The 19,347-nt window shown below is 41.2% G+C and carries 36 protein-coding genes; all 36 read left to right on the forward strand.

The window, feature by feature from the left end:
* A partial coding sequence (tuf, locus tag BUB93_RS08285; protein ID WP_073271013.1) for an elongation factor Tu occupies positions 1-1,116 on the forward strand: 1,116 nt, incomplete at its 5' end.
* A 326-nt stretch (positions 1,117-1,442) separates the two neighbouring features.
* Entirely contained in the window at positions 1,443-1,751 is a 309-nt protein-coding gene (rpsJ, locus tag BUB93_RS08290) for a 30S ribosomal protein S10 (protein ID WP_073271015.1), read from the forward strand.
* Between the two features lie 51 nt (positions 1,752-1,802).
* Positions 1,803-2,432, forward strand: coding sequence for a 50S ribosomal protein L3 (rplC, locus tag BUB93_RS08295; RefSeq protein WP_073271017.1), 630 nt, complete (start codon positions 1,803-1,805; stop codon positions 2,430-2,432).
* Between the two features lie 21 nt (positions 2,433-2,453).
* A complete protein-coding gene (rplD, locus tag BUB93_RS08300) occupies positions 2,454-3,077 on the forward strand; it encodes a 50S ribosomal protein L4 (protein ID WP_073271019.1) in 624 nt (207 codons plus the stop codon).
* Entirely contained in the window at positions 3,077-3,367 is a 291-nt protein-coding gene (gene rplW / locus BUB93_RS08305; RefSeq protein ID WP_073271020.1) for a 50S ribosomal protein L23, read from the forward strand. Before rplD ends, rplW begins: the two co-directional genes overlap by 1 nt.
* A 43-nt stretch (positions 3,368-3,410) precedes the next feature.
* Positions 3,411-4,241: a 50S ribosomal protein L2 gene (gene rplB / locus BUB93_RS08310; RefSeq protein ID WP_073271022.1), complete on the forward strand. Its 831-nt coding sequence runs from the start codon at positions 3,411-3,413 to the stop codon at positions 4,239-4,241.
* Positions 4,242-4,261: 20 nt separating this feature from the next.
* Positions 4,262-4,540: a 30S ribosomal protein S19 gene (gene rpsS / locus BUB93_RS08315; protein WP_073271025.1), complete on the forward strand. Its 279-nt coding sequence runs from the start codon at positions 4,262-4,264 to the stop codon at positions 4,538-4,540.
* Between the two features lie 26 nt (positions 4,541-4,566).
* Positions 4,567-4,902, forward strand: coding sequence for a 50S ribosomal protein L22 (gene rplV, locus BUB93_RS08320; protein ID WP_073271027.1), 336 nt, complete (start codon positions 4,567-4,569; stop codon positions 4,900-4,902).
* 14 nt (positions 4,903-4,916) lie between these two features.
* Positions 4,917-5,570, forward strand: coding sequence for a 30S ribosomal protein S3 (gene rpsC / locus BUB93_RS08325; RefSeq protein ID WP_073271029.1), 654 nt, complete (start codon positions 4,917-4,919; stop codon positions 5,568-5,570).
* A gap of 17 nt (positions 5,571-5,587) precedes the next feature.
* Positions 5,588-6,022: a 50S ribosomal protein L16 gene (gene rplP, locus BUB93_RS08330; protein WP_073271030.1), complete on the forward strand. Its 435-nt coding sequence runs from the start codon at positions 5,588-5,590 to the stop codon at positions 6,020-6,022.
* Positions 6,022-6,225, forward strand: coding sequence for a 50S ribosomal protein L29 (gene rpmC / locus BUB93_RS08335; protein ID WP_073271032.1), 204 nt, complete (start codon positions 6,022-6,024; stop codon positions 6,223-6,225). The genes rplP and rpmC overlap by 1 nt, the downstream gene beginning before the upstream one ends.
* Before the next feature lie 20 nt (positions 6,226-6,245).
* A complete protein-coding gene (gene rpsQ, locus BUB93_RS08340; RefSeq protein WP_073271034.1) occupies positions 6,246-6,500 on the forward strand; it encodes a 30S ribosomal protein S17 in 255 nt (84 codons plus the stop codon).
* A 25-nt stretch (positions 6,501-6,525) separates the two neighbouring features.
* Entirely contained in the window at positions 6,526-6,894 is a 369-nt protein-coding gene (gene rplN / locus BUB93_RS08345) for a 50S ribosomal protein L14 (RefSeq protein WP_073271036.1), read from the forward strand.
* 27 nt (positions 6,895-6,921) lie between these two features.
* Positions 6,922-7,236, forward strand: coding sequence for a 50S ribosomal protein L24 (rplX, locus tag BUB93_RS08350; protein ID WP_073271154.1), 315 nt, complete (start codon positions 6,922-6,924; stop codon positions 7,234-7,236).
* A 20-nt stretch (positions 7,237-7,256) separates the two neighbouring features.
* Entirely contained in the window at positions 7,257-7,796 is a 540-nt protein-coding gene (rplE, locus tag BUB93_RS08355; RefSeq protein WP_073271038.1) for a 50S ribosomal protein L5, read from the forward strand.
* Between the two features lie 15 nt (positions 7,797-7,811).
* Complete coding sequence (locus BUB93_RS08360) at positions 7,812-7,997, forward strand: type Z 30S ribosomal protein S14 (RefSeq protein WP_073271040.1); 186 nt, start codon at positions 7,812-7,814, stop codon at positions 7,995-7,997.
* A gap of 30 nt (positions 7,998-8,027) precedes the next feature.
* Complete coding sequence (gene rpsH / locus BUB93_RS08365) at positions 8,028-8,426, forward strand: 30S ribosomal protein S8 (protein ID WP_073271041.1); 399 nt, start codon at positions 8,028-8,030, stop codon at positions 8,424-8,426.
* Between the two features lie 27 nt (positions 8,427-8,453).
* Positions 8,454-8,990 carry a 50S ribosomal protein L6 gene (gene rplF, locus BUB93_RS08370; RefSeq protein ID WP_073271042.1) on the forward strand — a complete coding sequence of 179 codons (537 nt, stop codon included), beginning with the start codon at positions 8,454-8,456 and terminating at the stop codon, positions 8,988-8,990.
* A 16-nt stretch (positions 8,991-9,006) separates the two neighbouring features.
* On the forward strand, positions 9,007-9,375 hold the full coding sequence (rplR, locus tag BUB93_RS08375) for a 50S ribosomal protein L18 (protein WP_073271044.1): 369 nt from the start codon (positions 9,007-9,009) through the stop codon (positions 9,373-9,375).
* A gap of 16 nt (positions 9,376-9,391) precedes the next feature.
* A complete protein-coding gene (rpsE, locus tag BUB93_RS08380) occupies positions 9,392-9,898 on the forward strand; it encodes a 30S ribosomal protein S5 (RefSeq protein ID WP_073271046.1) in 507 nt (168 codons plus the stop codon).
* A gap of 12 nt (positions 9,899-9,910) precedes the next feature.
* On the forward strand, positions 9,911-10,090 hold the full coding sequence (rpmD, locus tag BUB93_RS08385) for a 50S ribosomal protein L30 (protein ID WP_073271048.1): 180 nt from the start codon (positions 9,911-9,913) through the stop codon (positions 10,088-10,090).
* Between the two features lie 12 nt (positions 10,091-10,102).
* The gene (gene rplO / locus BUB93_RS08390) at positions 10,103-10,546 is read left to right on the forward strand and encodes a 50S ribosomal protein L15 (RefSeq protein ID WP_073271050.1); all 444 of its coding nucleotides are present in this window, start codon (positions 10,103-10,105) and stop codon (positions 10,544-10,546) included.
* Between the two features lies 1 nt (position 10,547).
* Positions 10,548-11,804 (forward strand): preprotein translocase subunit SecY, encoded by a 1,257-nt coding sequence (gene secY / locus BUB93_RS08395; RefSeq protein ID WP_073271051.1) that lies wholly within the window; start codon positions 10,548-10,550, stop codon positions 11,802-11,804.
* Positions 11,805-11,827: 23 nt separating this feature from the next.
* Positions 11,828-12,481 (forward strand): adenylate kinase, encoded by a 654-nt coding sequence (locus BUB93_RS08400; RefSeq protein ID WP_073271052.1) that lies wholly within the window; start codon positions 11,828-11,830, stop codon positions 12,479-12,481.
* Positions 12,478-13,227, forward strand: a complete 750-nt coding sequence (gene map / locus BUB93_RS08405) for a type I methionyl aminopeptidase (RefSeq protein ID WP_073271053.1) — start codon at positions 12,478-12,480, stop codon at positions 13,225-13,227. The genes BUB93_RS08400 and map overlap by 4 nt, the downstream gene beginning before the upstream one ends.
* Before the next feature lie 16 nt (positions 13,228-13,243).
* Positions 13,244-13,549 (forward strand): KOW domain-containing RNA-binding protein, encoded by a 306-nt coding sequence (locus BUB93_RS08410; RefSeq protein WP_073271055.1) that lies wholly within the window; start codon positions 13,244-13,246, stop codon positions 13,547-13,549.
* Entirely contained in the window at positions 13,546-13,776 is a 231-nt protein-coding gene (gene infA, locus BUB93_RS08415) for a translation initiation factor IF-1 (RefSeq protein WP_073271057.1), read from the forward strand. The genes BUB93_RS08410 and infA overlap by 4 nt, the downstream gene beginning before the upstream one ends.
* A 13-nt stretch (positions 13,777-13,789) precedes the next feature.
* The gene (gene rpmJ / locus BUB93_RS08420) at positions 13,790-13,903 is read left to right on the forward strand and encodes a 50S ribosomal protein L36 (protein WP_025434559.1); all 114 of its coding nucleotides are present in this window, start codon (positions 13,790-13,792) and stop codon (positions 13,901-13,903) included.
* A gap of 91 nt (positions 13,904-13,994) precedes the next feature.
* Entirely contained in the window at positions 13,995-14,363 is a 369-nt protein-coding gene (rpsM, locus tag BUB93_RS08425; RefSeq protein WP_073271059.1) for a 30S ribosomal protein S13, read from the forward strand.
* Between the two features lie 21 nt (positions 14,364-14,384).
* A complete protein-coding gene (rpsK, locus tag BUB93_RS08430) occupies positions 14,385-14,780 on the forward strand; it encodes a 30S ribosomal protein S11 (RefSeq protein ID WP_073271061.1) in 396 nt (131 codons plus the stop codon).
* A 27-nt stretch (positions 14,781-14,807) separates the two neighbouring features.
* Positions 14,808-15,434 carry a 30S ribosomal protein S4 gene (gene rpsD / locus BUB93_RS08435; protein WP_073271062.1) on the forward strand — a complete coding sequence of 209 codons (627 nt, stop codon included), beginning with the start codon at positions 14,808-14,810 and terminating at the stop codon, positions 15,432-15,434.
* Between the two features lie 64 nt (positions 15,435-15,498).
* The gene (locus BUB93_RS08440) at positions 15,499-16,446 is read left to right on the forward strand and encodes a DNA-directed RNA polymerase subunit alpha (protein ID WP_073271063.1); all 948 of its coding nucleotides are present in this window, start codon (positions 15,499-15,501) and stop codon (positions 16,444-16,446) included.
* A 15-nt stretch (positions 16,447-16,461) separates the two neighbouring features.
* Positions 16,462-16,803, forward strand: coding sequence for a 50S ribosomal protein L17 (gene rplQ, locus BUB93_RS08445; RefSeq protein WP_073271065.1), 342 nt, complete (start codon positions 16,462-16,464; stop codon positions 16,801-16,803).
* 63 nt (positions 16,804-16,866) lie between these two features.
* Positions 16,867-17,700: an energy-coupling factor transporter ATPase gene (locus BUB93_RS08450; protein WP_073271067.1), complete on the forward strand. Its 834-nt coding sequence runs from the start codon at positions 16,867-16,869 to the stop codon at positions 17,698-17,700.
* Positions 17,691-18,554, forward strand: coding sequence for an energy-coupling factor transporter ATPase (locus BUB93_RS08455; protein ID WP_073271069.1), 864 nt, complete (start codon positions 17,691-17,693; stop codon positions 18,552-18,554). Before BUB93_RS08450 ends, BUB93_RS08455 begins: the two co-directional genes overlap by 10 nt.
* A complete protein-coding gene (locus tag BUB93_RS08460; protein ID WP_073271071.1) occupies positions 18,547-19,344 on the forward strand; it encodes an energy-coupling factor transporter transmembrane component T family protein in 798 nt (265 codons plus the stop codon). Before BUB93_RS08455 ends, BUB93_RS08460 begins: the two co-directional genes overlap by 8 nt.
* Positions 19,345-19,347: the final 3 nt, after the last annotated feature.

Below are 19,347 nucleotides of genomic sequence, written 5' to 3' on the forward strand. Positions count from 1 at the left end.
ACGTTGACAGCAGCGATAACAACAGTAATGAACAAGAAGTATGGAACAGGTGCAGCGGTAGCATTCGACAACATCGACAAAGCGCCAGAAGAAAGAGAAAGAGGAATCACGATTTCTACAGCACACGTTGAGTACGAGACAGACGCGAGACATTATGCACACGTAGACTGCCCGGGACATGCGGATTACGTAAAGAACATGATTACAGGAGCAGCACAGATGGACGGAGCTATCTTGGTAGTAAGCGCGGCTGACGGCCCAATGCCTCAGACAAGAGAGCACATCCTTCTTTCAAGACAGGTAGGGGTACCATATATCGTAGTATTCCTTAACAAAGCAGACATGGTAGATGACGAAGAGCTATTAGAGCTAGTAGAAATGGAAGTAAGAGAGCTACTTAACGAGTACGAATTCCCTGGAGATGATACTCCAATCGTTGTGGGAAGCGCCCTTAAAGCATTGGAAGATCCTGAAGGCGAGTGGGCTGAAAAGGTAGTAGAGCTTATGAAAGCAGTAGACGAATATATACCTGAGCCTGTAAGAGACACAGACAAGCCATTCTTGATGCCAGTAGAGGACGTATTCTCAATCACTGGTAGAGGAACTGTAGCAACAGGAAGAGTCGAAAGAGGAGTTGTTAAGGTTGGTGAGGAAGTAGAGATCATCGGACTTAGCGAAGAGAGAAGAAAAGTAGTAGTAACAGGAGTTGAGATGTTCAGAAAGCTTCTAGATCAAGCGGTAGCCGGAGACAACATCGGAGCGCTTTTAAGAGGAGTTGACAGAAGCGAGATCGAAAGAGGTCAAGTACTGGCAAAGCCTGGAACAATCAACCCACACACAAAATTCAAAGCTGAAGTTTATGTACTTACAAAAGAAGAGGGTGGAAGACACACTCCATTCTTCAACGGATACAGACCACAGTTCTACTTTAGAACTACAGACGTAACAGGAATCATCGAGCTTGGAGAAGGCGTAGAGATGGTAATGCCTGGAGATAACATTACAATGGAGATTCAACTGATCACGCCAATCGCGGTAGAAGAAGGACTAAGATTTGCTATCAGAGAAGGTGGAAGAACAGTAGGAGCCGGAGTAGTAGCAGAAATCATGGAGTAATCCATGGAATTATGAGGGGCGCCCATAGGGCGCCCTTATATTAGCTAAGGAACCCACAAAAAAACATCAAAAAAACAAAAAAACAGCAACAAAAAAATGCAAATCTATTGAGATTACTTGAAATATGGGGTATAATATTTAAGCTGTGACTTTATGCGATGAAGAGGAAGGTTGCTTATCCCATGAGGAAATTTTCTCGGAGTATGTCCAGATTGCAAATCGGGCGACAGATACCAAAGTGTATTTTAAAAAAATACGGAACACCCGGAAGAGTGTTCGAAGGTACCTGGTCGTACCTAAGAAAATGTAAGGAGGGAAATTTAGGTATGGCAAAACAAAAGATCAGAATCAGACTTAAAGCTTATGATCACAAGGTATTGGATCAATCGGCTAAAAAAATTGTTGAAACCGCAAAGAGAACTGGAGCAGGGGTTTCAGGACCTGTGCCGCTTCCAACAGAAAAGGAAATCATCACGATCCTTAGGGCGGTTCACAAATACAAAGATTCTAGAGAACAATTTGAGATGAGAACCCATAAGAGATTGATCGACATCCTAAACCCGACGCCAAAGACTGTGGACGCGCTTATGCGACTCGACTTGCCGGCTGGTGTAGACATCGAAATCAAACTGTAATGGAGATTATGATTGCATAAGGCAATCCGCTAATTATTAGGAGGTGCAACAATGGAGAAAGTTATTATTGGAAAAAAGGTAGGCATGACTCAGATTTTCGACGAAAGCGGAAAACTGATTCCGGTAACTGTTGTAGAAGCAGGGCCTTGCAAAATTGTGCAGGTTAAAAGCGAAGAAACAGATGGTTACAATAGCATTCAGCTTGGTTATGGACAAATCAAGGAGAAGAAGGTCAACAGTCCAATGAAAGGACATTTTGACAAGAACGAGCTTGAATACAAGAAAGTTTTAAAGGAATTCAGAGTAGACAATGCATCTGAATATCAGGTAGGGCAAGATGTTACTGCTGCTGTTTTTGCTGACGGAGACAAGATCGATGTGAGCGGAACTTCGAAGGGTAAAGGATTTGCCGGCGTAATCAAAAGACACAATCAATCAAGAGGACCGATGAAACACGGTTCCAAATATCATAGATCCCCAGGATCAATGGGCGCTTCTTCAAGTCCTTCAAGAGTATTCAAGGGCAAAAAGCTTCCCGGACAAATGGGTAATGTAACTGTGACTGTGCAAAACCTAGAAGTTGTAAAAGTTGACGCAGACAGAAACCTATTGTTGGTTAAAGGTGCGGTTCCGGGAATCAGAGGCAGTTTGGTAACTATTAAGCAAACGGTGAAAAAGTAATATCGGAAAGGAGGATAACAAATGCCTAAAATTGATGTAATTAACGTAAAAGGTGAAAAAGTAGAAGAAATAGCTTTGAAAGACGATATATTCGGCATTGAGCCAAACGAAGCGGTAGTGCACCAGGTCGTAGTAGCTCAACTTGCCAACAAGAGACAAGGGACTCAGTCTACAAAAACTCGTTCTGAAGTTCGAGGCGGTGGAAGGAAGCCGTGGAGACAAAAGGGAACAGGTCGAGCGAGAGCTGGTTCCATCAGATCGCCCCTTTGGAAGGGTGGCGGTGTCATTTTTGCTCCAAAGCCAAGAGACTACAGCCAGAAGGTTAACAAGAAGATGAACAGACTGGCGATAAAATCCGTTTTATCGGCGAAAGTTGCAGAAAACGAGCTATTGGTATTGGATGCGTTAAGTATGGAAACTCCAAAAACAAAGGAAATGGCAACTGTGCTTGAAAACATAAAAGCCGGAAAAAAAGCTCTTATCCTTATGGGAAGCATTGACGAGAATGTTTATAAATCGGCGAGGAATCTTCCGGGAGTGAAAACAGCCACTGTAGAAACCATTAACGTATATGATCTTTTAAACTATGACTTTTTGGTTGCTACAAAGGATTCAGTAGAGAAAATAGAGGAGGTGTACGCATAATGCTTAGCCCTCAAGATATAATTTTGAAGCCTATCGTTACTGAAAAAAGCATGGATGACATGAGTGAGAATAAATACACATTCAAAGTCAAAAAAGATGCAAATAAAATCCAAATCAAGGATGCTGTTGAAAAGATTTTCGGAGTAAAGGTAGAAAAAGTCTATACAATGAATAGAATCGGCAAGATAAAAAGAATGGGCCGATATGCGGGAAGAAGAGCAAACTGGAAAAAAGCAATCGTAAAACTTGCTCCTGACAGCAAGGGAATTGAATTTTTCGAAGGAATCTAATCTTAGTGCAAATCGTCTCGACGTAAAAAGGAGGTAAAGTGAAATGGGTATTAAGGTATACAAACCAACTTCCGCAGGTAGAAGAAACATGAGCGTGAACACTTTTGAAGAAGTCACAAAAAGCACGCCTGAGAAATCTCTTTTACAACCGTTGAAAAATACGGCAGGAAGAAATGCAAACGGAAAAATCACTGTTCGTCACAAAGGCGGCGGAGAAAAAAGAAAATATAGAATCATAGATTTTAAAAGAAATAAAGATGGTATCAAGGCAAAGGTTGCCGGTATTGAGTATGATCCAAATAGAAGCGCGAATATCGCATTGCTATTTTATGCAGACGGAGAAAAAAGATACATCATATCACCTTTGAACTTGAAAGATGGTGACTACGTAGAGTCTGGAGTAAATGCAGACATTAAAGTAGGAAACGCGCTGCCTCTTGCGAACATACCTGTAGGTACTATCGTGCACAACATAGAACTTAAGGCTGGAAAAGGCGGACAAATGGCAAGGTCGGCAGGAGCTTACGCCCAGTTGATGGCAAAGGAAAACAACTATGCCATACTTAGATTGCCATCTGGTGAGATGAGAATGGTTAGACTTGAATGTAGAGCGACTATAGGACAAGTTGGAAACATGGACCACTCAAACGTAAGAATCGGTAAAGCGGGAAGAAAAAGGCACATGGGAATCAGACCTACTGTAAGAGGATCTGTAATGAACCCCAACGATCACCCACATGGTGGTGGTGAAGGTAGAGCGCCTATCGGAAGACCGGGACCATCTACACCATGGGGCAAGCCGGCTTTAGGATACAAAACCAGAAAGAAAAACAAAAGCTCGGACAAATACATTGTAAGAAAAAGAAAGAAATAGTTCTGAAAGGAGGTAATTAAATGAGCAGATCATTGAAAAAAGGACCTTACGTGGAAGAAAGACTCTTAAAAAGAGTTGAAGAGATGAACAAAAACAACGAGAAAAAGGTTATTAAAACCTGGTCTCGTAGCTCGACGATTTTCCCTCAAATGGTAGGTCATACCATAGCAGTACACGACGGAAGAAAGCATGTTCCCGTATATCTTTCAGAGGATATGGTTGGACACAAGCTTGGAGAATTTGCTCCTACAAGAACATTTAGAGGTCATGCGGGAGAAAAGACTTCTGGCAAGAAATAAGAAGTTTTGGAAGGAGGTTAAATTAAGTGGAAGCTAAAGCAAGCGCTAGATACGTAAGAGTATCGCCTAGAAAAGCAAAACTGGTTGTTGACCTTGTAAGAGGAAAACGCATTGGAGAAGCCATTAACATATTATCGGTAATACCGAATAAATCAGCAAGAGTGGTAGAGAAAGTAATAAAGTCTGCTGCAGCCAATGCAGAAAACAACTATGAAATGGATCCAGGTAAACTAGTTGTATCTGAGATATATGCTAACCAGGGACCTACGATGAAAAGATTCAGAGCGGGTTCAATGGGAAGAGCGGCATTAATCAAAAAAAGAAGCAGTCACATATCTGTAGTACTTAAAGAAAAAGAGTAAGGAGGGGATAGTTAGTGGGTCAAAAAGTCAATCCGCACGGATTAAGAGTTGGAGTAATCAAGGACTGGAATGCAAGATGGTATGCAAAAGACAAAGATTTTGCAGATTTTCTTATCGAAGACGATAAAATCAGAAAATTTATCAAGAAGAACCAATACACAGCGGGGATCTCTAGCATAGAAATCGAAAGATATGCAAACAGAATAAGGATACACATTCACACAGCTAAGCCGGGTATGGTGATTGGAAAAGGTGGTTCAGGAATCGAAGCACTTAAGAATCAGATAGCCAAGCTTACAACAAAGAATGTATTCATAAACATCGTAGAGGTCAAGAACATCGATGCTAACGCTCAATTAGTAGCTGAAAACATCGCTTCACAGCTTGAAAGAAGGGTTTCTTTCAGACGTGCGATGAAGCAGTCTATAACGAGAGCTTTAAGAAGCGGCGCCCAAGGCATAAAAACCTGCGTAGCAGGAAGACTTAACGGAGCTGAGATGGCGAGAACAGAACATTACAGCGAAGGGAATGTACCTCTTCAAACACTGAGAGCAGACATTGATTACGGATTTGCGGAAGCAAACACCACTTATGGGAAAATCGGTGTCAAAGTTTGGATCAATAAAGGAGAAGTTCTTCCTGAAAAAAAAGAAGATAAGAAGAACTAAGGAAGGAGGAAACCATAATGTTAATGCCTAAAAGAGTTAAACGTAGAAGAGTTCATAGAGGTAGAATGAAAGGCAAGGCAACCAGAGGAAATACTATCAGTTATGGTGACTTTGCAATTCAAGCCCTAGAACCGGGCTGGATTACATCAAATCAAATAGAAGCGGCTCGTATCGCTATGACAAGATATATCAAAAGAGGCGGGAAGGTCTGGATAAAAATATTCCCAGACAAGCCAGTAACCCAAAAACCGGCAGAAACCAGGATGGGTTCCGGTAAAGGTTCGCCAGAATACTGGGTAGCCGTTGTTAAGCCAGGCAGAATCATGTTTGAAATTGCGGGAGTTTCCGAAGAATTGGCTAGAGAGGCCATGAGACTTGCGATGCACAAGCTGCCTATCAAGACAAAATTTGTTACCCGTAAAGATTTCGAAGAAGTGGGTGGTGAATCCTAATGAAAGCTAAAGAGATAAGAGATTTAAGTACACAGGAATTGGAAACTAAACTTAGTGAACTCAAGGAAGAGTTGTTCAACCTTCGTTTCCAACTTGCCACTGGTCAATTGGAGAATCCAATGAGAATCAGAGAAGTGAAAAGAACGTATGCAAGGATCAAAACGATTCTTAATGAAAGAGAATTAAAAGCTATAGAAGCTTAAGGAAAAAGGAGGGTACTTTTGTGGAAAGAGCGCAAAGAAAGACAAGAGTCGGAAAAGTAGTGAGTGACAAGATGGATAAAACGATCGTTGTTGCTGTTGAAACTTTTGTAAGACATCCTCTTTACAATAAAAGGGTTAAAAAAACCACGAAATTTAAGGCTCATGACGAACAAAACCAGTGCAACATGGGTGATGTTGTGAAAATCATGGAGACTAGACCTTTAAGTAAAGATAAAAGATGGAGATTAGTTGAGATAGTAGAAAAGGCACTTTAATAGTGTTTGAAAGGAGGCAAAACAGATGATACAACAAGAAAGCAGGCTTAAAGTTGCCGATAACACAGGTGCTAAAGAATTGTTGTGCATTAGAGTTCTCGGCGGTTCTGGAAAAAGATATGCTACTGTCGGCGACATTATCGTCTGCTCTGTAAAAGCTGCAACACCAGGTGGAGTTGTCAAAAAAGGAGACGTTGTCAAAGCTGTAGTGGTTAGAACGGTAAAGAGTATTAGAAGAGAAGACGGAAGCTATATTAAGTTCGATCAAAATGCTGCCGTAGTTATAAAAGATGACAAACAGCCAAGAGGAACACGTATTTTCGGACCTGTTGCTCGAGAGTTGAGAGAGCATAAATTTATGAAAATTCTATCCCTGGCACCGGAAGTACTTTAAGAGGAGGTGGCTTATTTGAGAAAGAAAATGCATGTTAAAAAAGACGACGTTGTTATGGTTAACTCAGGAAAATTCAAGGGTGAATCAGGAAAGATAATTGCAGTTTACCCAAAGGAAAACAGAGTGATCGTAGAAGGAATCAACATGATGACAAAGCATATGAAACCTTCCCAGAAAGTACAGCAAGGCGGTATCATTAAGCAGGAAGGCAAAATTCACGCTTCGAATGTGTTGTTATATTGTGAAAAATGCAAAAAAGGAGTAAGAACCGGAGTTAAATTCCTAGAAGACGGAAGCAAGGTTCGATACTGCAAAAAGTGCGGAGAAACATTTAACAAGTAGTAGGGAAGGAGGTAAACTAGATGCCAAGATTAAAGGACAAATATAAAAATGAGGTAATTCCGGCAATGATGGAGAAGTTCAAGTACGACAACATCATGGAAGTGCCTAAACTTGATAAAGTTGTAATTAACATGGGACTTGGAGATGCAAAAGACAATGCAAAGCTTATTGAAGCTGCAGTCAGTGACTTGGGCATCATCTCAGGGCAAAAGCCTATAATAACCAAGGCGAAAAAATCCGTATCGAACTTTAAACTAAGAGAAGGTATGAATGTAGGAGCCAAAGTTACTTTAAGAGCTGATAGAATGTATGAGTTTACAGATAAATTATTCAATATCGCCCTTCCTAGAGTTAGAGACTTCAGAGGAGTATCTGCAAAGTCTTTTGATGGAAGAGGAAACTACTCGATGGGCGTGAAGGAACAACTTATGTTCCCGGAGATTGAGTACGATAAAGTAGAACAGATAAGAGGTATGGACATCATTTTTGTAACGACTGCAAAGACTGATGAAGAAGCTTTAGAACTTTTAAGCTTGATGGGAATGCCTTTCAATCGATAATAAGGAGGAATATAAATGGCAAAAAAAGCTATGGTGGAAAAGCAGCAAAGAACACCTAAATATTCTACAAGAGCTTATAATAGATGCCGAATTTGCGGAAGACCTCATGCGTACTTGAGAAAATTCGGAATTTGCAGGATATGCTTCAGAGAAATGGCCTATAAAGGCGAAATACCAGGCGTTAAAAAAGCAAGCTGGTAAGATTGATTTTGTGGAAGGAGGTACACAATAATGGTAATGACCGATCCTATAGCAGATATGCTTACAAGAATCCGTAATGCAAATGATGCTAAACATGAATATGTAGAAATTCCAGCTTCTAACGAAAAGAAGGCAATAGCCAAGATTTTGTTAGAGGAAGGATTTGTTAAAAACGTTGTATATACGGAGGACGACAAGCAGGGAATGATCAAGATCGCCCTGAAATACGGAGAAAACAAGCAAAAGGTTATCACTGGCATAAAGAGAATTTCAAAGCCGGGCCTTAGAGTATATACAAACAAGAATGAAATCCCAAAAGTGCTTAACGGACTGGGTATTGCGATTATCTCAACATCAAAAGGTGTTGTAACAGATAAAGCGGCAAGAAAAGTTGGAGTAGGCGGAGAGGTGCTTTGTTACGTTTGGTAACAAAACATCATAATAGGAGGTGTTAGAATGTCTAGAATCGGAAAAATGCCTGTTGCTATTCCCGCGGGAGTAACTATAACTGTTGACGGAAGCGATGTAACTGTAAAAGGACCTAAGGGCGAGCTTAAAAAGAGCTTTAACAGTGATATAGCGATCGAAGAAGTAGACGGACAAGTTATCGTAACGAGACCGTCTGATAAAAAAGAGCATAGAGCACTTCATGGTCTTACGAGAGCCTTAGTCAACAATATGGTTGTAGGCGTAAGCGCAGGCTTTGAAAAAAGACTTGAAATCAACGGAGTTGGATACAGAGCGGCAAAGCAAGGCAAGAAATTAACTTTAAACCTGGGATACTCTCATCCTGTAGAGATGGAAGACCCAGCTGGCATAGAAACAGAAGTTGAAGGAACAAACAAGATAATCGTAAGAGGCATCGACAAAGAAAGAGTAGGAGAGCACGCTGCGAATATCAGAAAGAAGCGACAGCCTGAGCCATACAAAGGCAAAGGAATCAAATACGCTGATGAAAAAATTAGACGTAAAGAAGGAAAAACAGGTAAGTAGAAAGGAGTGAATCCAAATGATAAAAAAGCCCGTTAAAAACAAAATCAGAAAAAACAGACATAAGAGAATGAGATTTAAAATTAACGGAACGTCTGAAAGACCAAGACTGAATGTATATAGAAGCAATTCAAACATATATGCGCAAATCATCGATGATTCCAACGGAACAACATTGGTCAGCGCTTCCACGCTAGATAAAGATCTTAAGGAGAAACTCTCTTCTACAAGAACGAAAGAAGCGGCTAAGATGGTCGGAAAGGCAATTGGAGAAAAAGCAATTTCCAAAGGCATCGACACCGTAGTCTTTGACCGTGGAGGATACATTTACCATGGTAAAATTAAAGAACTGGCTGAAGGCGCAAGAGAAGCCGGATTGAAGTTTTAGAAAAGGAGGTTAATCCATGCAGCGAGAAATGATTGATGCTAGCAAACTTGACCTGAAAGAAAAGGTCGTATCTATAAACAGAGTAACAAAAGTTGTAAAGGGTGGCCGTAACTTTAGATTTAGCTGTTTAGTTATCGTAGGAGACGAAAATGGCCATGTAGGAGCAGGTGTTGGCAAAGCGATCGAAATTCCTGAGGCAATCAGAAAAGGAATAGAAGATGCTAAAAAGAATTTAATTAAGATTCCATTGTCAAATACTACAATCCCACATGAAGTTGTCGGACATTTCGGAGCGGGAAATGTACTTTTAAAGCCTGCTGGAGAAGGTACCGGAGTTATTGCAGGCGGACCAGTAAGAGCGGTGCTCGAGCTTGCCGGTGTAAGAGACATCCGAACCAAGTCTTTGGGAACAAACAATGCAAGAAACATGGTAAACGCAACAATGGAAGGACTTGCACGTCTTACTACTGTTGAACAAGTAGCCAAACTAAGAGGAAAAACAATAGAAGAAATTCTAGGATAGGAGGGAGTATCCTTGCCAAATTTAAAGATTACTTTAAAGAAAAGCAAAATAGGCAGACTGGACAAGCAAATAGCTACAGTCGAGGCCTTGGGGCTAAAGAAAATCGGTCAGACTGTTATCAAGGAAGATACACCTCAAATTAGAGGTATGATAAATAAGATTGACTTTATGCTGGAAGTAGAAGAAGTATAAGGAGGTGTACAGATGAAATTACATGAGCTAAGACCTGCAGATGGTTCTACCGGTAAGAAGAAAAGAAAAGGTAGAGGTACTGCCACAGGACAAGGAAAGACTGCCGGACGTGGTCAGGATGGACAGAAATCAAGATCAGGCGGTGGAGTAAGAATCGGATTTGAGGGTGGTCAAATGCCTTTGGCAAGAAGACTTCCTAAAAGAGGATTTTCCAACGCTAGATTCAAAAAAGAGTATGCAATCGTAAATGTGGAAGATTTAAATGTTTTTACTGAAAACACCGAAGTAACTCCCGAGCTATTAATAGAAGCGGGATTGGTAAAAAAATCTTTAACCGGCATCAAGGTGCTAGGAAACGGAGATCTAAACGTATCTTTAACGGTAAAAGCGAACAAAATCAGCAAATCTGCTGAAGAGAAGATCGTAACGGCCGGAGGAAAGGTAGAGGTGATCTAATATGCTCTCTACCTTACGGGATGCATGGAGAATACCCGATTTAAGAAAAAAAATCATTTTCACATTATTGATGCTTTTTATTTATCGATTAGGTAGCTTCATATCGGTTCCCTATATTGATACAGCCATATTGGCTCAATATATACAAGATGGAGGCATGTTGGGTTTCTACGACATATTTGCAGGAGGAAACTTCAGCAATTTTACCATTTTTGCAATGAGCATCACCCCATATATCAACGCTTCGATCATTATGAATCTTTTGACATTTGCCATACCGGCACTTGAAAGACTCTCAAAAGAAGGTGAAGATGGACGAAAAAAACTGGCCCAGTATACCAGGTATCTAACGGTGGTATTGGCCTTGGTTCAAGCCTTGGGAATGACGCTTACATTCCAGCAGATCATGACCGAGAGAACTTGGTTTACTATAACCTTGGCAATCCTGACTGTAACAGCGGGAACGGCGTTTTTGATGTGGCTAGGTGAGCAGATAACGGAAAACGGAATTGGAAATGGCATTTCGTTGATAATATTTGTCAGCATTATCTCAAGATTGCCTTTCGCATTGAAAGGTCTTTGGGAGTACGTCCAGGTAGGAACTTTGAATATATTCAGCCTGGTGCTGTTCTTCCTCTTTGCACTGTTGGTTATAGTATTTGTAATAGCCGTACAGGAAGGTCAAAGAAGGATTCCGGTGCAATACTCAAAAAGAGTCGTCGGAAGAAAAATGTACGGTGGACAAAGCACCCACATACCTTTGAAGGTAAACATGTCGGGAGTTATCCCGGTTATATTTGCCAGCTCAATTACGATGTTCCCGGCGACACTGGCAAACTTTTTCCCGAATTCAGGAGTAGCTAACTGGATAGTGAGATACTTCGGATGGGGAACTACAGTAACGACGATTTTATACATCTCTTTGATAATAGCATTTACATTCTTTTACACAGCGATTACCTTCAACCCTATTGATATTGCCAACAATTTAAAGAAAAACGGCGGTTTCATACCGGGGATAAGACCTGGAAGGCCTACTACAGACTACATAAACAAGTCTGTCACCAAACTCACTTTGTTTGGAGGTATTTTCCTTGCGGCAGTTGCTACGGTTCCCATTATTTTGGGTAATGTTATGAATGTAAACCTTCAGTTCGGCGGAACCAGTCTACTGATAGTAGTTGGTGTTGCCATCGAATCCATAAAACAGTTGGAGTCTCAGATGATGATGAGACACTACAACGGATTTTTGAAGTAAATATTACATTGGAGATGAGCGATTTGAGAATAATCTTATTAGGACCTCCGGGTGCTGGAAAGGGAACTCAGGCTGCAAACATAGTTGAGGCTTACAAGATTCCCCATATATCCACCGGAGATATATTCAGAAAAAACTTGAAGGAAAACACGCCATTAGGCCTGAAAGCCAAAGAGTTTATGGATAAAGGCTTATTGGTGCCTGATGAACTCGTAGTGGATCTGGTAAAAGACAGATTGCTTGAGAAAGACTGCGAAGAAGGGTTCATGTTGGATGGTTTCCCAAGAACAGTTTTCCAGGCCGAAGCTTTGGAAAAAGAGCTTGGGAGCATGAAAATCGAACTGGACGCCGTATTAAACATCGAAGTGGATCAAGATTTGCTGCTTCAAAGAATAACGGGCAGAAGAATCTGCAAGTCATGTGGTGCTACATATCACGTTAGCTTCAATCCTGCGAAAAAAGAGGGCGTTTGCGATCTGTGCGAAGGCGAACTTTATCAAAGGGCAGACGACGTTGAGGAAACAGTGTCCAAAAGACTGCAGGTTTATAACGAGCAAACGCAACCTTTGATTGAGTATTACAAGGGAAGAGGTTTGTTGGTGGATATAAATGGTCAGCAAGATATTGACCGAGTTTTTGAAGACATTAAGAAAGCTCTTCAGGGAGCAAAAGAATGATCATCGTAAAGTCACCGGAAGAAATTCAGTTGATGAAAAAAGCGGGTAAGATTGTAGCAGGAGTTCATAGAGAGATGGCAAAGCACATCAAACCTGGAATCACTACAATGGAACTGGACAGGCTGGCAGAAGAGTTTATACTTAGGGCCGGGGCCAAACCTGCGTTCAAGGGTTATCATGGATTTCCTGCATCCATCTGCACATCCATTAATGAACAGGTTGTTCATGGAATACCGTCGGAGAGGGTTTTGCAGGAAGGGGACATTATCAGCGTCGACGTAGGAGCCATATTAAATGGTTTCTATGGTGACAGCGCTAAAACTTATGGAGTAGGTTCCATAAGCGAAGAGGCCAAGAAGCTGATAAGCGTCACCAGACAAAGCTTCTACGATGGCATTGAATATGCAGTAAAAGGCAACAGATTATCTGACATATCAAGCCGAATACAAAAGACCGTTGAAGAGAACGGGTTTTCAGTAGTTGTAGATTACGTTGGACACGGTATAGGAAGGGATATGCACGAAGATCCCCCCGTACCCAATTTTGGAATTCCAAACAGAGGTCCGAGGCTTGCGCCGGGAATGGCTCTTGCCATAGAACCCATGGTAAATGTGGGCACGTACAAGGTAAAGACTCTTGAGGATAATTGGACGGTGGTTACGCTGGATGGAAAGTACTCAGCTCATTATGAGCATACGATTGCCATAAGCCCAGAAGGGCCGCCGGAAATTCTTACAATAGAGTAGTTGTTCGAGGTGTGAAATGGAAGAGGAAAATTTAAAGTTGGGTCAGGTCGTTCGCTCAATAGCAGGCAGGGATAAAGGCAACTTTTTGGTTGTTTTAAAAACCGAAGAAACGGGGTTTGCAAGCGTTGCTGATGGAGATTTGAGAAGAATTGAAAAAAGCAAAAGAAAGAAAATAAAACATCTTGCGAAAACTAGTTATGTTATTGAAGATATAAGCGATAAACTGACAAAAAGTCTTAAGGTAACAAATGCTGAAATCAGAAGAGGTTTGGACAGATATAAAAAAGATTGCCTTATTGGAGAACAGGAGGTTGTGAAATGACCAAGCAGGATGTTATTGAAGTCGAAGGTACGGTTCTTGAGGCTATGCCTAATACGATGTTTCAGGTTGAGCTGGAAAATGGACACAAAATCCTTGCCCACATTTCCGGTAAATTAAGGATGAACTACATCCGTATACTGCCTGGAGACAAAGTAATTGTAGAATTATCACCTTATGACTTGACTCGCGGCAGAATTATTTGGCGTGGTAAAGGAAAAAAGGGATAAAGGAGGAATAGAGATGAAAGTAAGACCATCTGTAAAACCTATTTGCGAAAAGTGCAAAATCATCAAAAGAAAAGGCAGAGTTATGGTAATCTGCGAAAACCCAAAACACAAGCAAAAGCAAGGTTAAAACATGAATGTAGTTGCGGCTGAGTATCTATGGGATACTGCTATGTTCTTAATAATAAATTACACAAATAAAACAGGAGGTGTAACATTTAATGGCCAGAATCGCCGGTGTTGACTTACCAAGAGATAAAAGAGTTGAAGTTGGTTTGACTTATATATATGGTATAGGACTTACCAGTGCACAACAAATATTGACCAAAACGGGTATCAATCCAGATACAAGAATCAAGGATCTTACTGAGTCAGAGGTAAACCAGCTTAGATCTGTCATCGATGGAGATTTCACTGTTGAGGGTGACTTGAGAAGAGAAGTCAACCTTAACATCAAGAGACTTATCGAGATTGGAAGCTACAGAGGGTTAAGACACAGAAAAGGTCTTCCAGTAAGAGGACAAAAGACTAAGACCAATGCTAGAACTAGAAAAGGTCCTAAGAGAACTGTAAGCAGAAAGAAAAAATAGTAGTTAGGAGGGAAATCAGGTATGGCAGCTAAAAAAGTTGTTAGAAGTAGAAAAAAGAAAATCAAAAAGAATATCGAGCGAGGACAAGCTCATATTCAGTCGACGTTCAATAATACAATCGTGACCATTACCGATGTTTCTGGAAACGCTATTTCATGGGCCAGCGCAGGCGGCTTGGGATTTAAAGGTTCTAGAAAAAGCACTCCTTTCGCAGCTCAAATGGCGGCGGAAGAAGCTGCAAAGGTAGCTAAAGAGCACGGTTTAAAGATAATTGAAGTATTCGTAAAAGGTCCTGGTTCAGGAAGGGAAGCGGCGATTAGATCATTGCAGGCTGCTGGCATGGAGATTACATCAATCAAGGATGTCACTCCAATTCCCCACAATGGATGTAGACCACCGAAAAGAAGAAGAGTATAGTTAAAGATTGGGAGGTGTTATAAACTAATGGCAAGATATACGGAAGCATCCTGCAGATTATGCAGAAGAGAAGATATGAAGCTTTACTTAAAAGGAGACAAGTGCTACAGCAACAAGTGCACTATGGAAAAAAGAGCATTTGCTCCGGGACAGCACGGACAAAGAAGAACAAAGCTTTCAGAATACGGTATTCAGCTTAGAGAAAAACAAAAGGCGAAAAGAATATACGGAATCATGGAAAAGCAGTTCAGAAAATATTTTGAAATGGCAGCTAAGAAACAAGGAATCACCGGCGATAACTTATTGCAATTGTTGGAGTTGAGACTTGACAATGTGGTATATAGGCTTGGACTTGCAGCTTCAAGAAAAGAGGCTAGACAGCTTGTATTGCACGGACATTACTCAGTAAACGGCAAGAAAGTCAATATCCCCTCTTACCAGGTAAGCGAAGGAGATTTGGTTCAGGTTGTCGAGAAAAGCAGAAAATCTGATAAGTTCAAGGCAATCGTGGAATCAACTTCCAGCAAAGTAACTCCGAAATGGTTGGAAGCAGATTTTGAAAAGCTCGAGGGTAAGGTTATTGCATTACCTGCAAGAGACGATATTGATCTTAACATTGAAGATCACTTGATCGTTGAGCTTTATTCAAGATAGACATTGATAGATTAGTTACCCTCAAAATTCCACGGAACAAAATATTAAATGGGAGGGTTTATGTATGATAGAAATAGAGAAACCGAGAATTGAGATCATAGAGCTGTCTGAGGACAACAAATACGGCAAATTTGTCGTAGAACCCCTAGAGAGGGGCTACGGAATAACACTGGGGAATTCTTTAAGAAGAATCATGCTTTCTTCTTTGCCGGGAGTTGCAGTAACCAGCGTTAAAATCGACGGCGTCCTCCATGAGTTCGCCACTGTTCCTGGTGTCAAGGAAGATGTGGTGGAAATCATACTTAACCTTAAGGGTCTCGCATCTAAGCTTTACTGCGACGAGGCAAAGACAGTCAGAATCGAGGCTAAAGGCGAAGGCGAGGTTACAGCAGGAGATATTGTTGCTGATGCGGATGTAGATATTTTAAATCCGGACATGCACATAGCATACTTGAGCGAAGGCGCTGAGCTGAACATGGAAATCGTCCTTGAAAAAGGGCGAGGATATGTTTCTGCGGAGAGGAACAAATCAAAAGAACAACCTATCGGAACTATTCCAGTGGATTCTTCTTTTACTACCGTAAGGAAAGTAAACTATTCAGTTGAAGATACCCGTGTAGGTCAAGTCACTGATTTCGATAAATTGACCATTGAGCTTTGGACCGATGGTACGATTACTCCTGAAGAGGCCATATCCCTATCAGCAAAAATACTTAACGAGCATTTGAGACTTTTCATAGATCTTACAGACCATGTAAGCACTGTTGAAATTATGGTTGAAAAGGAAGAAAACAAAAAGGAAAAAATGCTTGAGATGTCCATAGAAGAGTTGGAACTGTCTGTCAGATCCAGCAATTGTCTAAGAAGGGCAAACATAAATACTGTTGAAGAGCTGACACAAAAATCAGAGGAAGACATGATGAAAGTCAGAAACCTCGGTAAAAAATCGTTAAATGAAATAAAGTACAAGCTAGGCGAGATTGGCCTTGGCTTGAGACAAAGCGACGAGTAAGAAGGAGGGATAACGATGGCTGGTTATAGAAAACTGGGACGTCCCACAGATCAGAGAAAAGCGATGCTAAGAAATCTGGTTACCGCCCTACTGGATAACGGGAAACTTGAAACTACAATTACCAGAGCTAAGGAAACCGGAAAGATTGCTGAGAAAATGATCACACTGGGCAAAAGAGGAGATCTTCATGCAAGAAGACAAGCTTTGGCTTATATCAACAGCGAAGCGGTTGTAGCGAAGCTTTTTGATGAAATCGCACCGAAGTACAAGGAAAGAAACGGTGGGTACACTAGAATATACAAACTTGGACAAAGAAGAGGAGACGCTGCTGAAGCGGCTTTGATCGAATTGGTATAATGACTGTGGGATTAAACAAATGTTTAATCCCTTTTGTCCATTTTAATCGGGAACGAGGCATTTATGGAAAAAATGATTGAATTTAAAAATGTTGGTTATATTTATGAAAAACACGAAGGCGAAGGCACGATGGCCATTGAGGATGTGAGTTTTTCCGTAAAAGAGGGTGAATTTATCGGAATCATAGGACACAATGGTTCGGGTAAATCCACTCTTTCAAAACTGATCAATGGCATTTTGTTTCCAACATCTGGAGAAGTTTGGGTAGCGGGGATAAATACAAATGATCATAGCCGTATATGGGATATAAGGCAGAGTGCAGGGATGGTCTTTCAAAATCCGGACAACCAGCTAGTCGCTACAATGGTTGAAGAGGAAGTAGCTTTTGGTCCGGAGAATCTTGGAGTGGACCCAAAGGAAATACGCAAAAGAGTCGATGAAGCATTAAAAACGGTGGAAATGGGAGCTTACAAAAACAAAAAGCCCCATCAGCTTTCAGGAGGGCAGAAACAGCGTATTGCCATTGCCGGAATACTGGCCATGAAGCCAAAATGCATAATATTGGATGAGCCTACGGCAATGCTCGATCCTTCTGGAAGAAAAGAAGTCATAGACACGATAAAAAGACTTAACAAAGATGAAAACATAACGATACTCCATATAACCCACTACATGGATGAAGTAGTCGATGCCGACAGGATAATAGTCATGGACGAAGGTAAAATAGCCATGGAAGGGACTCCCAGAGAGGTTTTGTGCCAAGTGGAAAAACTTAAAGAATTGAGCCTGGACGTTCCTCAGATAACTGAACTGGCATATAGCCTTAGGGATGAAAACATGTCAATGGGATGGGGAGTGCTGACTGTGGAAGAGATGGTGAATCTGTTATGGCAATAGAAATAAAAGATTTATCACATATATATTCTCAAGGATCTCCCTTTGAATCAATTGCATTGAGTCAGATAAATGCCGTCATTGAGAAAGGTAGCTTTATTGGATTGATTGGCCATACGGGCTCAGGGAAGTCTACCTTTATTCAGCACCTCAATGTTTTATTAAAACCGACCTCAGGGCAGATTATTATCGATGGAGTTGATATAAACGACAAGTCTACTAATTCGAAATCGGTAAGGCAAAAGGTTGGATTGGTATTTCAGTATCCGGAGCATCAGCTTTTTGAGGAGAGCGTTGAAAAGGACGTTGCTTTTGGTCCGGAGAATCTCAAGTTGGATGAGAAGGAAATAAAGGCAAGGGTGAAAGAGGCCATTATCACAGTAGGACTCGATTATGAGAGCATAAGAAAAAAATCGCCATTTGAACTAAGTGGCGGCCAAATGCGGCGGGTAGCTATCGCCGGGGTCCTCGCGATGAAACCTGAGATACTTATTCTAGACGAACCCACTGCCGGACTTGACCCAAAAGGCAGGGAGGATATTTTAAATGTTATAAAAGAGCTCCATGACAGGGAACATATAACGGTAATCCTTGTGTCCCACAGCATGGAGGACATAGCCAAACATGTCGAAAAGATAATGGTAATGTGCGATGGGAAGATAAAGATTTTTGATACTCCGGAGAATGTTTTTTCCCAAGTTGAGCTTTTGGAGAAAATAGGTCTTGCGGTACCACAGGTCACGTACTTGATGAGAAAATTAAATGAAATGGACCCGTTGGTAAACCCAAATGTCTATACAGTACAACAGGCGAGAGAAGAAATTATAAGGATGATGAGGAGAAGAAAAGATGCTTAAGGACGTAACCATAGGTCAGTATTATCCTACGAATTCGTTCATCCACAAACTTGACCCAAGAACAAAGATACACTTTACATTTTTGTATATAATCGCTCTATTTACCATCAACAACTTTTACGGCTATGTGGCGGCACTTGCATTGCTTTTGGGAATCACATTCGCTTCGAAAATTCCTGTAGGTTACATCCTAAGAGGAATAAAAGGACTGGTGTTCATAATACTGATAACGGTCATGATCAATCTGTTCATGACTCCAGGGACACCAAGGGTGGAGCTTTGGCGGCTGACAATAACAGAAGAGGGAATTGAGATTGCAGCTTTCATGGCATTGAGGCTAATATTCCTAGTAACTGGAACCTCGATAATGACTCTCACCACATCACCTATAGCCTTGACAGATGGGATAGAATATTCTCTAAAGGGCGTGCCTGTAGTAAAAAAATACTCCCACGAGCTTGCGATGATGATGACCATTGCTTTGAGGTTTATACCAACTTTGATGGAGGAGACCGACAGGATAATGAAAGCCCAAAAGGCACGTGGAGCAGACTTGGAAAACGGCAATTTAGTTCAGCGTGCAAAGAATTTGATACCGATTCTGGTGCCTCTTTTTGTGAGCGCCTTTAGGAGAGCTGACGAACTAGCAATAGCCATGGAAGCTAGGTGTTACAGAGGGGGACACAATAGAACAAGGCTTAATGAGCTGAAATATCAAAAGCGGGATTTATTCGCCTATGGAGCTACATTGGGCATTATGGCCATAATTTTTGCTACGAGATGGATTTAGGAG

The sequence above is a fragment of the Alkalibacter saccharofermentans DSM 14828 genome, from assembly GCF_900128885.1.
Lineage (GTDB): Bacteria > Bacillota > Clostridia > Eubacteriales > Alkalibacteraceae > Alkalibacter > Alkalibacter saccharofermentans.

Excerpts from the sequence above, each read along its gene's own strand:
- BUB93_RS08455 (WP_073271069.1), top strand. The coding sequence starts at position 17,691 with ATGGCAATAGAAATAAAAGATTTATCACATATATATTCTCAAGGATCT.
- rplX (WP_073271154.1), top strand. The coding sequence starts at position 6,922 with ATGCATGTTAAAAAAGACGACGTTGTTATGGTTAACTCAGGAAAATTC.
- rplD (WP_073271019.1), top strand. The coding sequence starts at position 2,454 with ATGCCTAAAATTGATGTAATTAACGTAAAAGGTGAAAAAGTAGAAGAA.
- rplW (WP_073271020.1), top strand. The coding sequence starts at position 3,077 with ATGCTTAGCCCTCAAGATATAATTTTGAAGCCTATCGTTACTGAAAAA.
- rpsS (WP_073271025.1), top strand. The coding sequence starts at position 4,262 with ATGAGCAGATCATTGAAAAAAGGACCTTACGTGGAAGAAAGACTCTTA.
- rplC (WP_073271017.1), top strand. The coding sequence starts at position 1,803 with ATGGAGAAAGTTATTATTGGAAAAAAGGTAGGCATGACTCAGATTTTC.
- rpsE (WP_073271046.1), top strand. The coding sequence starts at position 9,392 with ATGCAGCGAGAAATGATTGATGCTAGCAAACTTGACCTGAAAGAAAAG.
- rpsH (WP_073271041.1), top strand. The coding sequence starts at position 8,028 with ATGGTAATGACCGATCCTATAGCAGATATGCTTACAAGAATCCGTAAT.
- rplR (WP_073271044.1), top strand. The coding sequence starts at position 9,007 with ATGATAAAAAAGCCCGTTAAAAACAAAATCAGAAAAAACAGACATAAG.
- rpsJ (WP_073271015.1), top strand. The coding sequence starts at position 1,443 with ATGGCAAAACAAAAGATCAGAATCAGACTTAAAGCTTATGATCACAAG.
- infA (WP_073271057.1), top strand. The coding sequence starts at position 13,546 with ATGACCAAGCAGGATGTTATTGAAGTCGAAGGTACGGTTCTTGAGGCT.
- BUB93_RS08410 (WP_073271055.1), top strand. The coding sequence starts at position 13,244 with ATGGAAGAGGAAAATTTAAAGTTGGGTCAGGTCGTTCGCTCAATAGCA.
- rpmC (WP_073271032.1), top strand. The coding sequence starts at position 6,022 with ATGAAAGCTAAAGAGATAAGAGATTTAAGTACACAGGAATTGGAAACT.
- BUB93_RS08450 (WP_073271067.1), top strand. The coding sequence starts at position 16,867 with ATGGAAAAAATGATTGAATTTAAAAATGTTGGTTATATTTATGAAAAA.
- rplE (WP_073271038.1), top strand. The coding sequence starts at position 7,257 with ATGCCAAGATTAAAGGACAAATATAAAAATGAGGTAATTCCGGCAATG.
- rpsD (WP_073271062.1), top strand. The coding sequence starts at position 14,808 with ATGGCAAGATATACGGAAGCATCCTGCAGATTATGCAGAAGAGAAGAT.
- rplF (WP_073271042.1), top strand. The coding sequence starts at position 8,454 with ATGTCTAGAATCGGAAAAATGCCTGTTGCTATTCCCGCGGGAGTAACT.
- rpsM (WP_073271059.1), top strand. The coding sequence starts at position 13,995 with ATGGCCAGAATCGCCGGTGTTGACTTACCAAGAGATAAAAGAGTTGAA.
- rpsK (WP_073271061.1), top strand. The coding sequence starts at position 14,385 with ATGGCAGCTAAAAAAGTTGTTAGAAGTAGAAAAAAGAAAATCAAAAAG.
- map (WP_073271053.1), top strand. The coding sequence starts at position 12,478 with ATGATCATCGTAAAGTCACCGGAAGAAATTCAGTTGATGAAAAAAGCG.
- BUB93_RS08360 (WP_073271040.1), top strand. The coding sequence starts at position 7,812 with ATGGCAAAAAAAGCTATGGTGGAAAAGCAGCAAAGAACACCTAAATAT.
- BUB93_RS08440 (WP_073271063.1), top strand. The coding sequence starts at position 15,499 with ATGATAGAAATAGAGAAACCGAGAATTGAGATCATAGAGCTGTCTGAG.
- rplQ (WP_073271065.1), top strand. The coding sequence starts at position 16,462 with ATGGCTGGTTATAGAAAACTGGGACGTCCCACAGATCAGAGAAAAGCG.
- rplB (WP_073271022.1), top strand. The coding sequence starts at position 3,411 with ATGGGTATTAAGGTATACAAACCAACTTCCGCAGGTAGAAGAAACATG.
- rplO (WP_073271050.1), top strand. The coding sequence starts at position 10,103 with ATGAAATTACATGAGCTAAGACCTGCAGATGGTTCTACCGGTAAGAAG.
- secY (WP_073271051.1), top strand. The coding sequence starts at position 10,548 with ATGCTCTCTACCTTACGGGATGCATGGAGAATACCCGATTTAAGAAAA.
- rplP (WP_073271030.1), top strand. The coding sequence starts at position 5,588 with ATGTTAATGCCTAAAAGAGTTAAACGTAGAAGAGTTCATAGAGGTAGA.
- rpmJ (WP_025434559.1), top strand. The coding sequence starts at position 13,790 with ATGAAAGTAAGACCATCTGTAAAACCTATTTGCGAAAAGTGCAAAATC.
- rplN (WP_073271036.1), top strand. The coding sequence starts at position 6,526 with ATGATACAACAAGAAAGCAGGCTTAAAGTTGCCGATAACACAGGTGCT.
- BUB93_RS08460 (WP_073271071.1), top strand. The coding sequence starts at position 18,547 with ATGCTTAAGGACGTAACCATAGGTCAGTATTATCCTACGAATTCGTTC.